Annotated in this window: 12 protein-coding genes; 5 read left to right on the top strand and 7 right to left on the bottom strand. The window is 62.3% G+C overall.

All coding sequences use genetic code 11. The features are described from left to right. Positions 1-8: 8 nt before the first annotated feature. The gene (locus KVY02_RS06555) at positions 9-1,046 is read right to left on the bottom strand and encodes a rod shape-determining protein (protein ID WP_016913467.1); all 1,038 of its coding nucleotides are present in this window, start codon (positions 1,044-1,046) and stop codon (positions 9-11) included. A gap of 229 nt (positions 1,047-1,275) precedes the next feature. Between KVY02_RS06555 and gatC the strand changes: the two genes are divergently transcribed. From gatC to gatB, 3 genes are read left to right on the top strand one after another with little or no spacing between them, the layout of a single operon-like run. Beyond that, positions 1,276-1,563 (top strand): Asp-tRNA(Asn)/Glu-tRNA(Gln) amidotransferase subunit GatC, encoded by a 288-nt coding sequence (gatC, locus tag KVY02_RS06550; RefSeq protein WP_016913466.1) that lies wholly within the window; start codon positions 1,276-1,278, stop codon positions 1,561-1,563. Between the two features lie 58 nt (positions 1,564-1,621). Beyond that, positions 1,622-3,082 carry an Asp-tRNA(Asn)/Glu-tRNA(Gln) amidotransferase subunit GatA gene (gatA, locus tag KVY02_RS06545; protein ID WP_100730773.1) on the top strand — a complete coding sequence of 487 codons (1,461 nt, stop codon included), beginning with the start codon at positions 1,622-1,624 and terminating at the stop codon, positions 3,080-3,082. After that, a complete protein-coding gene (gatB, locus tag KVY02_RS06540) occupies positions 3,082-4,536 on the top strand; it encodes an Asp-tRNA(Asn)/Glu-tRNA(Gln) amidotransferase subunit GatB (protein WP_016913464.1) in 1,455 nt (484 codons plus the stop codon). Before gatA ends, gatB begins: the two co-directional genes overlap by 1 nt. 62 nt (positions 4,537-4,598) lie before the next feature. Here gatB and sixA read toward each other — a convergent pair whose 3' ends face one another. From sixA to KVY02_RS06520, 4 genes are all read right to left on the bottom strand, one after another. Further along, positions 4,599-5,117: a phosphohistidine phosphatase SixA gene (gene sixA, locus KVY02_RS06535; protein WP_218314825.1), complete on the bottom strand. Its 519-nt coding sequence runs from the start codon at positions 5,115-5,117 to the stop codon at positions 4,599-4,601. Next, a complete protein-coding gene (locus KVY02_RS06530) occupies positions 5,110-6,210 on the bottom strand; it encodes an NAD(P)H-dependent glycerol-3-phosphate dehydrogenase (protein ID WP_052196376.1) in 1,101 nt (366 codons plus the stop codon). The genes sixA and KVY02_RS06530 overlap by 8 nt, the downstream gene beginning before the upstream one ends. A gap of 138 nt (positions 6,211-6,348) precedes the next feature. Next, entirely contained in the window at positions 6,349-8,253 is a 1,905-nt protein-coding gene (htpG, locus tag KVY02_RS06525) for a molecular chaperone HtpG (protein ID WP_218314824.1), read from the bottom strand. 127 nt (positions 8,254-8,380) lie between these two features. Then, entirely contained in the window at positions 8,381-8,716 is a 336-nt protein-coding gene (locus KVY02_RS06520) for a YkvA family protein (RefSeq protein WP_218314823.1), read from the bottom strand. 130 nt (positions 8,717-8,846) lie between these two features. On the opposite strand from KVY02_RS06520, the gene KVY02_RS06515 reads away from it, so the two are divergent. Next, positions 8,847-10,796 carry a transglycosylase SLT domain-containing protein gene (locus tag KVY02_RS06515; protein ID WP_218314822.1) on the top strand — a complete coding sequence of 650 codons (1,950 nt, stop codon included), beginning with the start codon at positions 8,847-8,849 and terminating at the stop codon, positions 10,794-10,796. Between the two features lie 29 nt (positions 10,797-10,825). On the opposite strand, the gene KVY02_RS06510 is transcribed toward KVY02_RS06515, so the two are convergent. Beyond that, a complete protein-coding gene (locus tag KVY02_RS06510) occupies positions 10,826-11,479 on the bottom strand; it encodes a LysE family translocator (RefSeq protein WP_218314821.1) in 654 nt (217 codons plus the stop codon). Positions 11,480-11,619: 140 nt separating this feature from the next. On the opposite strand from KVY02_RS06510, the gene KVY02_RS06505 reads away from it, so the two are divergent. Beyond that, the gene (locus KVY02_RS06505) at positions 11,620-11,823 is read left to right on the top strand and encodes a cold-shock protein (protein WP_016913457.1); all 204 of its coding nucleotides are present in this window, start codon (positions 11,620-11,622) and stop codon (positions 11,821-11,823) included. 79 nt (positions 11,824-11,902) lie between these two features. Here the strand turns inward: KVY02_RS06505 and KVY02_RS06500 are convergent, their stop codons facing one another. Next, complete coding sequence (locus tag KVY02_RS06500; protein ID WP_218314820.1) at positions 11,903-12,613, bottom strand: hypothetical protein; 711 nt, start codon at positions 12,611-12,613, stop codon at positions 11,903-11,905. Positions 12,614-12,626: the final 13 nt, after the last annotated feature.

The following is a 12,626-nucleotide window of genomic DNA, read 5'->3' as shown; positions in this document are numbered from 1 at the left end:
CGCTGCGATCAATCGCTCGACAGTAACTCAAAGGTATGCTGGTCAATCATCTCCAGCGCCTTGCCACCGCCGCGCGCCACGCAGGTCAGCGGGTCTTCGGCCACGATGACCGGCAGGCCCGTCTCTTCGGCGATCAGCTTGTCGAGGTCGCGCAGCAGTGCGCCGCCGCCGGTCAGTACCAGACCGCGCTCGGCGATATCCGAAGCAAGCTCCGGGGGCGACTGCTCCAGCGCGCTCTTGACCGCTGATACGATCGAGCCCAGCGTTTCCTGAAGCGCTTCGAGAATCTCATGGGAATTGAGCGTAAAGCTGCGCGGGATACCCTCCGCCAGGTTACGGCCACGCACGTCGATCTCGCGCAGCTCGCCACCGGGGTAGGCACACCCGATCTCTTCCTTGATACGCTCGGCCGTGGCTTCACCGATCAGGCTGCCGTAGTGACGGCGCACGTATGCAGTGATCGCCTCGTCAAAACGGTCGCCGCCGACGCGGATCGACTCGGAATAGACCACCCCGTTGAGCGAGATGATGGCGATCTCGGTGGTACCACCACCGATGTCCACCACCATCGACCCCTGCGCTTCTTCTACCGGCAGGCCCGCGCCGATGGCCGCGGCCATGGGTTCTTCGATCAGGAAGACTTCCCGGGCACCCGCACCTTCGGCGGACTCACGGATGGCGCGGCGCTCCACCTGGGTCGACATGCAAGGCACGCAGACCAGCACACGCGGACTGGGCGTCAGAAACGTGCTCTGGTGCACCTTGCGAATGAAGTGCTGGAGCATCTGCTCGGTAACGGTGAAGTCGGCAATGACGCCGTCCTTCATGGGTCGGATAGCCGTGATATTGCCAGGCGTTCGGCCCAGCATGCGTTTGGCATCGGCACCTACCGAAGCGACGCTACGCATATTGCCCGACTGGCGGATGGCGACAACGGACGGTTCATCGAGCACGATGCCACGACCGCGTACATAAATCAGTGTGTTGGCCGTACCCAGGTCGATCGACAGATCGCTGGAAAACAGCCCCCTCAAACGTTTGAACATGGATGTTGTTACCTAGTGCAGACCGGGAACCCTGTGCGGATGCAAACGGTATCACCGCAACCCCTTGGCAGCAAGCACGAGTCGTGCCCAATGGTGCCCGTGGGGCGCAATATGTGGTACCTTTTGCGGCTATTTTCCACGTCTGTTCCACAAGACGAATTCAAGATGACCGTATGTATACCGCTCAAAGCGGAATATGTTCCATCACGTTTGCGAGGAAACCTCGATCATGGCGCTTGAAGAATCTCATGTGCGCCGGGCCGCGCATCTGGCCCGACTCGCCGTCAGCGATGACCAAGCCAGTGGCTTCGTCGACGACCTCAGCCGCATTCTGGACATGGTCGACCAGCTCCAGAGCGTGGATACCGAAGGTGTGGCGCCACTGGCCCACCCGCTGGATGCCACGCAGCGCCTGCGCGCCGACGAAGTCACCGAAACCAACCAGCGCGACGCTTTCCAGCGCTGTGCTCCGGCAGTGGAAAACGGCCTGTACCTGGTGCCTCGGGTGGTTGAGTAACCGCCGCACCCCCTCGTTTCTGCTTATTTCATTCGCCCCCGAACGGAGCTTCCGGGTCATGCACGATAAAACCGTAACGCAGCTCGCCGCCGCCCTGGGTAGCGGTGAACTCTCCAGCCGAGAGCTGACCTCCCATTTTTTACAGCGCATCGAAAAAACCGATGACAAGCTCAACAGCTTTATCACGGTGACCGCCGAACAAGCGCTGAATCAGGCCGAAGCAGCCGACCAGGCACGGGCGGCAGGCACGGCAAGCAAGCTGGCAGGCATCCCCCTGGCGCTGAAAGACATCTTCTGCACCCAGGGTGTTAAAACCACCTGCGGCTCCAGAATGCTCGATAATTTCATCGCGCCTTACGATGCCACCGTGGTGGAAAAACTGGCGGCCGCAGGCACCATTAGCCTCGGCAAGACCAATATGGACGAGTTCGCCATGGGCTCGTCCAACGAAAACAGCCACTACGGCGCGGTCAAGAACCCCTGGGACCTGTCGGCAGTTCCCGGCGGCAGTTCCGGCGGCAGCGCGGCAGCGGTAGCCGCCGGGCTCGTCCCTGCAGCCATGGGCACCGATACCGGTGGCTCTATTCGTCAGCCGGCCGCGTTCTGCGGCATCACCGGATTGAAGCCCACCTATGGGCGCGTCTCTCGTTACGGCATGATTGCCTACGCTTCCAGCCTCGACCAGGCAGGCCCGATGGCACGCACGGCTGAAGATTGCGCCCTGCTGCTCAACGTGATTGCCGGGCACGACCTGCGCGACTCCACCAGCGTCGCCCGTGGCGTGCCTGACTACACTGAAACACTCAACGCGCCGCTGTCAGGCCTGAAAATCGGCCTGCCCAGGGAGTATTTTGGCGACGGCCTCGACCCGGACGTCGAGCAAGCCGTGCGTGATGCCGTCAAGGTCTACGAGTCGCTGGGTGCCACGGTGCGCGAAGTCAGCCTGCCGCACACGCACTACGCCATCCCGGCCTATTACGTGATTGCCCCCGCCGAAGCCTCTTCCAACCTGTCACGCTTCGACGGCGTGCGCTTCGGCCACCGCTGCAAGGCGCCTGCCGACCTAATCGATCTTTACACCCGCTCGCGGGCCGAAGGGTTTGGCGAGGAGGTCAAACGGCGTATCCTGATTGGCACCCACACTCTGTCGGAAGGCTTCTTCGACGCTTATTACACCAAGGCCCAGAAGGTGCGCCGCCTGATCCGTCAGGACTTCCTCGACGCCTTCGAAGATGTCGATGTGCTGATGGGGCCTGCCTCGCCCACGCCCGCCTTCGACCTGGGCGCGAAGAAAGACCCGGTGTCGATGTACCTGCAGGATATCTACACCATTGCCGTGAACCTGGCGGGCATTCCCGGCATCAGCGTTCCGGCCGGATTTGCGGGCGGCCGCCCGGTGGGCCTGCAAATTCTCGGCACGCACTTTGCCGAAGCGCAGCTGCTCAACGTCGCTCACCAGTTCCAGCAAGCCACCGATTGGCATCTCAAACAGCCTGCCTTTGCCGAGGAGAACGCCTGATGCAATGGGAAACCGTGATTGGGCTCGAGGTCCACGTTCAGCTCGCAACGCGCTCCAAGATCTTTTCCGGCGCCTCGACGGCGTTTGGCGCCGAGCCGAACACCCAGGCCTGCGCCGTTGATCTGGGCTTGCCTGGCGTACTGCCCGTCTTGAACGAACAGGCGGTCGCCATGGCCGTTCAGTTCGGCCTGGCCGTCCATGCCGAGATCCCGGAAGTATCGGTCTTTGACCGCAAGAACTACTTCTACCCTGACTTGCCCAAGGGCTACCAGACCAGCCAGATGTATCACCCCATCGTGGGCGCTGGCGAGGTGGAAATCACCCTGGACGACGACACCACCAAGCGCATCCGCATCCACCATGCCCACCTGGAAGAGGACGCAGGCAAGTCGCTGCACGAAGACTTCCACGGCATGACCGGCATCGACCTGAACCGCGCAGGCACCCCGCTGCTGGAGATCGTCTCCGAACCGGACATGCGCAACGCCAAGGAAGCGGCGGCCTATCTGAAGGCCATCCACTCCATCGTGACCTACCTGGGCATTTCCGACGGCAACATGGCCGAAGGCTCGATGCGCTGTGATGTCAACGTCTCGGTGCGCCCCAAAGGCCAGGAAGCATTTGGCACACGTGCGGAAATCAAGAACGTCAACTCGTTCCGCTTCGTGGAGCGCGCCATTGCCTTCGAAGTCGAGCGTCAGATCGAGCTGATCGAAGATGGCGGCAGCGTGGTGCAGGAAACCCGCCTGTACGACCCGGAGCGCGATGAGACCCGCAGCATGCGCACCAAGGAAGAAGCCAACGATTACCGCTACTTCCCCTGCCCTGACCTGCTGCCCGTGGTTCTCGATGAGGCCTACCTGGAACATCTGCGCAGCCAGCTGCCGGAACTGCCCGCCGACAAGCGCGCTCGCTTCCAGGACGCGCTGGGGCTATCGGCTTACGATGCCAGCGTGCTCTCGGCCAGCCGTGAAATGGCGGAGTTCTTCGAGGAAGTCCACCGGGTGTGCGGCGATGCCAAACAGGCGGCCAACTGGGTTCAGGGCGAGCTGTCCGGCGCCTTGAACCGGGAAAACCTGAGCATTCAGAACAGTCCCGTCTCGGCCCAGCAGCTGGGCGAAGTGGTACGCCGCGTGCTCGATGGGACCATCAACGGCAAGGCCGCCAAGCAGGTCTTCCAGGCGCTGTGGAATGGCCAAGGGGAGAGCGCCGACGCCATCATCGATGCCAAAGGTCTGAAGCAGGTGACCGACACTGGCGCCATCGAAGGCATGATCGATCAGGTCATCGCCGAGAGCCCGGCCCAGGTCGCTCAGTACCGCGATTCGGAGCCCGAGAAGCGCGGCAAGATGATCGGCTACTTCGTGGGCCAGGTCATGAAGGCCTCTCGCGGCACCGCCAATCCTCAACAAGTGAACGACCTGCTCAAGACCAAGCTGGACGCTCTGCTGTAACGCGCGCCCATTGCCAGCGCATCAACATGAGCGGCTGCTTCGGCAGCCGCTACAACCAGCCGCTACAGCTGGCTGGGCTGGGTGAAGCGCTGCAGCTGAGCGCATCCTGCCGCCCAGACATCGGCCTCCAGCTCGGCAATGGCCGCCGTGGGGAAACCCAGCCCTTGGCTCGGCGCACCTTCGACCAATAATCCTGCCAACTCGCCCACCAGCGGCATATGACTGACCAGCATGATGGGCCCCTGGGGCTGTTGTGCCATCAACCACTCGGCCACGTCGCTGGCGGAATCGTCTGGCGTGATGAACGTCAAGGTATTCAAGGGAATGCCCAAGGCGTCTCGGATACATTCAGCGGTTTGCTGCGCACGCACATACGGGCTGGCATACAGCACGGGGGTGGCAAGCTCTCCCTCACTGACCCGCGCTGCCAGCCAGCGCGCCATGGCGCCCGCTTCCTGTTCACCGCGGCGAGTCAGCGCACGCACTGGGTCTGGAAAGCCAGGAGCGGCCTCACCATGCCGCATGATCAGCAGAGGGCTCGCGCCGCCATGGCGCAGCGCCTGATTTCCCTGGTCACTCATGAACATCTCCTTTGCTGACCGCCACCCGAGGGGGCGATGTCTGTTCCCGATGCGCCTGCTGTACGGCCTCACGGGGCAGAATGAATTCGACGTCGCTGCTTTGCTCACCCAGCATCAGCGTGCGCGCCATTTCCTGGGCGGGCACGCCATCGAACAGCACCCGCTTCAACCCTTCCGCCAGCGGCATGTAAACGCCCAACTCCTCAGCCTTGGCGCACACCAGCTTGACGGTATTGACCCCTTCCGCGACCTGCCCCAGCGCTTCTACCGCAGCCTCCAGGTCACGCCCCTCGCCCAGCGCATACCCCACCCGATAGTTACGCGACAGATTCGAGGAGCAGGTCACGATCAAGTCACCGACTCCCGCCAACCCCAGAAACGTCATCGGATTGGCCCCCTGGGCCACGGCAAATCGGCTCATCTCCGCCAGCGCGCGGGTCATCAGCATACTGCGGGTGTTTTCGCCCATGCCCAGCGCTGCCGCCATGCCTGCGGCGATGGCGTAAATGTTCTTGAGCGCCCCGCCCAGTTCGACGCCGTGCCGGTCGTTACTGGCGTAAACGCGGAAATAGCGACACCCCAGCACCTGCTGCACCCGGGTACGCGTCAGGGCATCGGCGCTGGCAATCACGGTCGCGGTCAGCTGTTTATCGGCAATCTCGGAGGCCAGATTAGGGCCCGCAATCACGCCAATATGGCTAAAGCCGGTCTCCTGCTCCAGCACCTGGCTCATCAGCAGAAAACTCTCCTGCTCGATCCCCTTGGTGGTACTGACGAGAATCTGCTGGGCGGTCAGCCACGGTTTGGCCGCCTGCACCACGCTGCGAAACGCCTTGGAGGGAATGGCGATCAGCACCAGCTCCGCGCCCACCAGGACGGCTTCCAGGTCAGTGGACGCCTCGACGGCAGGGTTGATCGGATAATCGGGCAGGTAGCGGCCATTACGGTGCTCCTGATTGATCTGCGCCACCAGCGCTTCGTCACGCATCCACTGGCGCACCTGGGCACCGTTGTCTGCCGCAATGCTGGCCAGGGCGGTACCAAAACTCCCCCCGCCCAGCACGGCGACCTTAATCTGTTGCTCATCCGCCATGAGGATATCCTGATCGTTTAGCATTCATAGTGATCACCTACTTTATCACCAACGGCCGCCTGCGCCGTTCAAAACAGGCCGAAAAACAAACGGCCCGCCTGGCAGGCCAGGCGGGCCGCATCCCTCAACGGATGGGCATCACGCGGTCAGCACGCTGTTCAGCCGCTTCACGTAAGCCGCCGGGTCGTCCAGGTGGCCACCTTCGGCGATGATCGCCTGATCGAGCAGAATATGCGCCAGCTGGGCAAACAGCTCGCCTTCGCTGCCTTCGAGTCTTGCCACCAGCGGATGATCGGGGTTGAGCTCGAGAATGGGCTTCACGTCGGGCAGTTTCTGCCCCGCGGCCTCCATGATGCGCCGCATCTGATAGCCCATTTCATGCTCCGGCAGCACCACACAGGCAGGCGAGTCGGTCAGGCGGTGAGTGACCTTCACCGACTGCACGTGCTCGCCCAGCGCTTCCTGAACGCGCTTGACCAGCGCCTCTTTTGCCTTGGCGGTCTCTTCTTGAGCCTGCTTCTCGGCTTCGTCTTCGACATCGCCCAGGTCCAGCTCGCCTTTGGCCACGTCGGCGAAAGACTTGCCATCGAACTCGGTCAGGTGGCTCATCAGCCACTCATCGATACGATCGGAGAGTAGCAGCACCTCGATGCCTTTCTTGCGGAAGATCTCCAGGTGAGGGCTGTTCTTCGCGGCATTGAAGCTGTCGGCCACCACGTAATAGATCTTCTTCTGACCTTCCTTCATGCGCTCGACGTATTCGGCCAGAGAATGCTCCTGGGCGGACGTGTCGGTATGCGTGGAAGCAAAGCGCAGCAGACCGGCGATTTTCTCGCGGTTGGCGAAGTCTTCACCCGGCCCTTCTTTCAGCACGCTGCCAAAGGTGTTCCAGAACGTCTGGTACTGCTCGCTATCCTTGGAAAGCTTCTTGAGCATGTCCAGGGCACGCTTGGTCAAGGCGCCCTTGATCTTGTCGACCTTGGGGTCCTGCTGCAGCAGCTCACGAGAGACGTTCAGCGACAAATCGCGGGTGTCCAGCACGCCCTTGATGAAACGCAGGTAGAGCGGCAGGAACTGTTCGGCGTCATCCATGATGAATACCCGCTGAACGTACAGCTTAACGCCTCGGGAACCGTCACGGTCGAACATGTCAAACGGTGCACGGCTCGGCACGTAGAGCAGGCTGGTGTACTCCAGCTTGCCCTCGACCTTGTTGTGGCTCCAGGTCAGCGGATCACTGAAGTCGTGGGCCACATGCTTGTAGAACGCCTTGTATTCGTCGTCCGATATGTCGCTCTTGGGACGTGCCCACAGCGCCGTGGCTTCGTTGACGGTTTCCCAGGTGGTGACTTCACTGCCTTCGATCTCGTTACCCTCGTCGTCACGAGCGATCTCGGTCTTGGGCATGCGCACCGGCACTTCGATGTGATCGGAGTACTTGCGCACCAGGCTTTGCAGGCGGTAGTCGTCGGCAAACTCCTTGGCATCTTCTTTCAGGTGCAGGGTGATCTCGGTGCCGTGCACCTCGCGCTCGATATCGGCCACGGTGAACTCACCTTCGCCCCGCGAGCGCCACTCGACGCCTTCCGACGCGGCGGTACCCGCCTTGCGAGTGCGCACAGTGACTTCGTCTGCCACAATGAAGCCAGAGTAGAAACCGACACCGAACTGACCGATCAGCTTGGCATCCTTCTGCTGTTCACCGGAAAGCTGCTTGAGAAACTCGGCGGTGCCTGAACGCGCGATGGTCCCCAGGTTGGCGATGACATCCTCGCGGTTCATGCCGATACCGTTGTCACGCAAGGTGATGGTATTGGCATCACGGTCGTGCTCGATTTCGATACGCAGCTCGCTGTCACCTTCGTACAGGGCGTCGTTGTCCAGGGCTGCATAGCGCAGCTTGTCACAGGCATCCGCCGCGTTGGAAATCAGCTCACGCAGGAATATCTCCCGGTTGGAGTACAGGGAGTGGATCATCAGGTTCAGAAGCTGCTTGACTTCGGTTTGAAAGCCAAGAGTTTCTTCGTGGGTCGCCGTGGTCATGCGCTTAGCCCTCATCTATTTCGTGTGGCGTGTCGCCTCTGCCAGCCAGGCAGAGGCGTAGAACAGGATGAAGGCAATATGGGGATAAGTGATGGGATTTCAAGCGCTAGCCAACCAGCTGCGCCGATCAGGCAGCCGTCGACGCTGCCTCGTTCTCGGCCTTCCAGGCGCGATATTCGGCCAGGTGGCCATCCACACGATTCAACAGCCAACCGACGATCAGCACATCGTCGACCAGGCCGATGATGACCAGGAAATCAGGAATAAGATCAAAGGGCATGACCAGATAGGCCAGTGCCAAGGCCATGGTGCCGAAGGCAGCCCAGGGCACCGGCCTGAAGCTGCCCCGCAGTACGTCGCGGGTCATGGGCATGAAAAGCGTGAGTGCACGGGCCACTCGCTTGATGGCCCAGGCCCGACCTTTCAAGCGACGAAACAACCACCAGCTAGATAATCGTGCCATCGTCAGGGAATCCTCTCAGGGTACAATGGTCAGAACGTTATTTGGCCAAATAGTTCATGATCGCGGCTGCCACGCGACGGTGGCCATCATCCACTCGACCGTCATATCCGCCAGTTAAAGAGGGAGTGCCATGCAGGCAACGCCATTTCGTTCTACCCTTCGCACGCTGTGTGCCGCGGCACTGATCGGCCTGCCATCTGCGTCCTGGGCCGCCTCGGACGAGGCCATGCGCGATGCATTGAACGCCGCCCGCCAGCAGCAGTGGCAGCAAATCGACCAGAGCGCCATCGACGGGCATATCCTCAGCGGCTATGTGGAGTATCACCGGCTACGCCAGCAGTTGCCCAACGTCTCTGTCAGCCGGGTACTGCAGTTCATCGAGCAGCACGGTGACTCCCCCTTGGCTGAGTGGCTGCGCGGCCAGGCCATTGCCAACTACGGCTATGCGGGCCGTTTCAGCGACCTGCTGGCCGTCGCCGATGGCGAACCCGCCGGTACGGCACGGCAGTGCTACTACTACACGGCGCTCCTCGACCGCACCCCCGAACAGGCACGCACGGCGGGCCTGGCGCTGTGGCGCGTGGGCAGCTCACAGCCCGACGCCTGCAACGCCCTGTTCAGCCGCCTGCGCGCGGATGGCACCATCGATGCTACCGCCATCTGGGAGCGCAAGATGCTGGCCTGGCAAGCAGGCGAGCAGCGCCTGAGCACTTACCTGGGAGGGTTGCTCAGCGGCCAGTGGCAAACGGCCATCGATACGGCGGAGCGGGCCAACACAAGCCTCGGCAGCCTGACCACGGCCCCTACTTGCCTGGGGCCTGAATGCGCCGCCACGGCAGCGTTCTATCAGGCGGCCATGCAGCGCTATACCCGCGAAGACACGCCCCGCGCCTTTGCCGCCTGGCAACAGATCGCCCCGCGCCTGACGCTGGCGCCCAGCGACCAGCAGGTCATCGAGGAGGAGCTGGCCTTCTACGCTCTGGTGCGCGACGTGCCGGGTACACTGAGCTGGGTAGACAGCGTGCTGCCCTCCTTGCAGAGCGAGCGGGTGCTGGAGCTTCGGGTGCGCCGCGCCCTGGCGGAGCGCCAATGGACCGACGTCATCCACTGGATTGCAGAGATGCCCGCCAGCCAGCAGGAGAGCAGCCGCTGGCAGTACTGGCTGGGACGCGCCAACGAACAGCTGGGTAATCAGGAAGCCGCTCAGGCGCGCTATCAGCAGGCTGCCCAGGACCGTAGTTTCTATGGCTTTGCCGCCGCTGAGAAAATCGGCCAGCCGTACCGACTCAACCACGAACGCCACCACTTCGACGAAGCCACCCGCGAGGATATCGCGCGACTGCCCGCCGTACAGCGCACGCAAGCGCTGCTGCGCATTGGTGAAGAGGGCCTGGCCAACAGCGAGTGGCTGCATGCCGTGCGCGAAGCGTCGCCTTACCAGGCTCGCGCCCTCGCCGACTACGCTGCCCAGCAGCAGTGGCATGCCCGGCTGGTACAAACCACGATTGCCGGTGAGATGTGGGATGCCCTGGAGTGGCGCTTCCCACCCGCCTACCGGGACAGCTTTCTGCATTGGGGCCGCATGACCGGCGTAGACCCCTTCCTGCTGATGGCGATCACCCGCCGGGAGAGCGCCTACAACCCCGTGGCGCTGTCACCGGCTGGCGCGCGCGGCCTGATGCAGCTGATGCCCGGCACCGCCACGCAGGTCAGTCGCCAACTGGGACTCAGCGACCCCGGGCCTTACGGCGTGCTCGACCCCGAACTGAACATTCGCCTGGGCAGCACCTACCTGCGTGACAAGCTCGACCGTTACCGTGGCAACCGCCTCGCCGCGACGGCAGCCTACAATGCCGGCCCTGGTCGCGTAGACCAGTGGCTGGGCAGTAACAGCATGGAGTCGTTCGACCTGTTCGTGGAGAGCATCCCCTTCCGCGAAACCCGCGATTACGTGCAAGCCGTGCTGAGCTATCGGGTCATCTTCGAGAGCCTGGCCAACGGCGGTAGCAGCGAAGGCGTCTCGCTATTGAACGACAGCGAGCAGAGCGTTCGCTACGACCGCGCGCTGGTTCAACGCTAAGTCTGTCTCCGCTCCCCTCCCGCGCCCGGTCACACCGGGCGCTGCTCCAGCGCCAACCGCAGCCCGAACATGACCAGCACCGCCCCCGTGGCCGCATTCAGGGTTTGTGCAAAGCGCGCGCTGGCCAGCCATTTGCTGGCGCCCCCGACCATCAATACCACGCTGATCTGCCAGACGTTGGCAATCACGAAGTGGATGCTTGCCAGCCACAGCGACTTCAGCAGGGCGGGGTCGGTGGGCGCGATGAACTGCGGCAGAAAGGCCATGTAAAACACCACGGTCTTGGGGTTCAGCACGTTCGACAACAACCCTTCCTTGATGGGCTGCCAGAGCGGGACAGGCGCAGCGTTCTGCATGACGCCTTTGACGGGCAGCGGCGTTCCTCTACGGGCGGCCATCAAACTGGAACCCCCCAGCCAGATCAGATAGGCCGCCCCGGCCAGCTTGAGCGCATTGAATGCCCAAGCCGATTGCAGAAGAATCAGCGAAATGCCCAGCGCCGACACCGTTGCATGCACGAAGAGGCCGCAGCAGATGGCCACGCTGGTGGCAATACCGTCGCGCAGGCCACCGCGTGCCGTATTGCGAATCACCAGCAGGGTGTCCACCCCAGGGCTGATAGAGAGCAGCGTAATGGCCACCAGAAACGGGATGAACTGCGCGTCGATCAAGGTAAAAGGCATGCGTATCAGGCTCGCAAAAGGCGTTGACGGGAAGGGTTTCGGGGCCACTGGACGGCCCGGCTATTTGCTTCTAAAGTGAATTTGGCGGGCAAACACCGTGAATGTCCGCCTAATCATCAAGCACGTTAAGGATATGAATGATGGCAACTGGTACTGTCAAGTGGTTCAACGATACGAAAGGTTACGGCTTCATCTCTCCCGATGACGGTGGTGACGATCTCTTTGCCCACTTCTCCGAAATTCAGGCTGAAGGCTTCAAGACCCTGCAGGATGGTCAAAAGGTCAGCTTCGAAGTGACTCAGGGTAAGAAAGGCCTTCAGGCGTCCAACATTCGCCCGGTATAACCCAGGCCAATGTAGAAGGCCCGCTCCGGCGGGCCTTCTTTTATGCGCTGCCATGAAGCCAGCTTGATCAGAGGTAGTATCAGGGCGACGTGGTATCGTTGCCAGCGCCTGATGTCTCCAGCCGTTCCCGCTCCAGCTCTTCGAACTGCTCTTCCAGGCGGCGCTGGGCTTCTTCAAAACGGCGCTCGGTATCTTCGATCAGGGCATCCACGTCGGTGGCTTCCAGACCATCGTCCAGCGGCGCTCCCTCCGTAATGGCGCTGTCCGTTTCCCAGTCGCCCGATGAGGTCTCGCTCTCCATGGGCTCCAGCTCGGGACGCTGCTGCTCCACCTCCTGAAACTGCTCTTCGAGCTGGCGCTGGGCCTCTTCGAAGCGGCGCTCGGTTTCGGCGATCATGTCGTCTACGTCAGAACGCGTGGTTTCCCCCGGCATGGCACTGGCCTCGTCCAGAGCGTCGTCGGGGTCGGCCCCCAGCGTCTCTTCACCGGCCTGCAGCTCGCTGGCTTCCGGCACGCCGGATTCTTGCTCATCGCCCTCGCGCATCGCTTCGGCGGCTTCCAACTGCTCCGCGGCCTGGCGTGCTTCAATATCGTCCTCGACCTCCTGCGGGTCCGGCACCTCGTCCTCCCCGTCGTCCTGCGCCGCCTCCGGGGTGGCAGCCCCCTCCTCCTCAGTCAGCGTGGCAGGGGTCTCTTCCGGGGAAACGTTGGCTTCTTCCTGGCTGTCGCCACAGGCACTGAGTAACAGCGCCATGCTGGCCAACACAGGCATCCAGAGTCGATTCACCATTGCGTATAGCTCC

The organism is Halomonas sp. 18071143 (assembly GCF_019211725.1).
Taxonomy (GTDB): domain Bacteria; phylum Pseudomonadota; class Gammaproteobacteria; order Pseudomonadales; family Halomonadaceae; genus Vreelandella; species Vreelandella stevensii.
This window is presented reverse-complemented; position numbering and strand designations above follow the sequence as displayed.

What these genes read in the sequence shown, in the direction of transcription:
- KVY02_RS06555 (WP_016913467.1), bottom strand. Translation starts at nt 1,046, where the DNA reads ATGTTCAAACGTTTGAGGGGGCTGTTTTCCAGCGATCTGTCGATCGAC.
- gatC (WP_016913466.1), top strand. Translation starts at nt 1,276, where the DNA reads ATGGCGCTTGAAGAATCTCATGTGCGCCGGGCCGCGCATCTGGCCCGA.
- gatA (WP_100730773.1), top strand. Translation starts at nt 1,622, where the DNA reads ATGCACGATAAAACCGTAACGCAGCTCGCCGCCGCCCTGGGTAGCGGT.
- gatB (WP_016913464.1), top strand. Translation starts at nt 3,082, where the DNA reads ATGCAATGGGAAACCGTGATTGGGCTCGAGGTCCACGTTCAGCTCGCA.
- sixA (WP_218314825.1), bottom strand. Translation starts at nt 5,117, where the DNA reads ATGAGTGACCAGGGAAATCAGGCGCTGCGCCATGGCGGCGCGAGCCCT.
- KVY02_RS06530 (WP_052196376.1), bottom strand. Translation starts at nt 6,210, where the DNA reads ATGGCGGATGAGCAACAGATTAAGGTCGCCGTGCTGGGCGGGGGGAGT.
- htpG (WP_218314824.1), bottom strand. Translation starts at nt 8,253, where the DNA reads ATGACCACGGCGACCCACGAAGAAACTCTTGGCTTTCAAACCGAAGTC.
- KVY02_RS06520 (WP_218314823.1), bottom strand. Translation starts at nt 8,716, where the DNA reads ATGGCACGATTATCTAGCTGGTGGTTGTTTCGTCGCTTGAAAGGTCGG.
- KVY02_RS06515 (WP_218314822.1), top strand. Translation starts at nt 8,847, where the DNA reads ATGCAGGCAACGCCATTTCGTTCTACCCTTCGCACGCTGTGTGCCGCG.
- KVY02_RS06510 (WP_218314821.1), bottom strand. Translation starts at nt 11,479, where the DNA reads ATGCCTTTTACCTTGATCGACGCGCAGTTCATCCCGTTTCTGGTGGCC.
- KVY02_RS06505 (WP_016913457.1), top strand. Translation starts at nt 11,620, where the DNA reads ATGGCAACTGGTACTGTCAAGTGGTTCAACGATACGAAAGGTTACGGC.
- KVY02_RS06500 (WP_218314820.1), bottom strand. Translation starts at nt 12,613, where the DNA reads ATGGTGAATCGACTCTGGATGCCTGTGTTGGCCAGCATGGCGCTGTTA.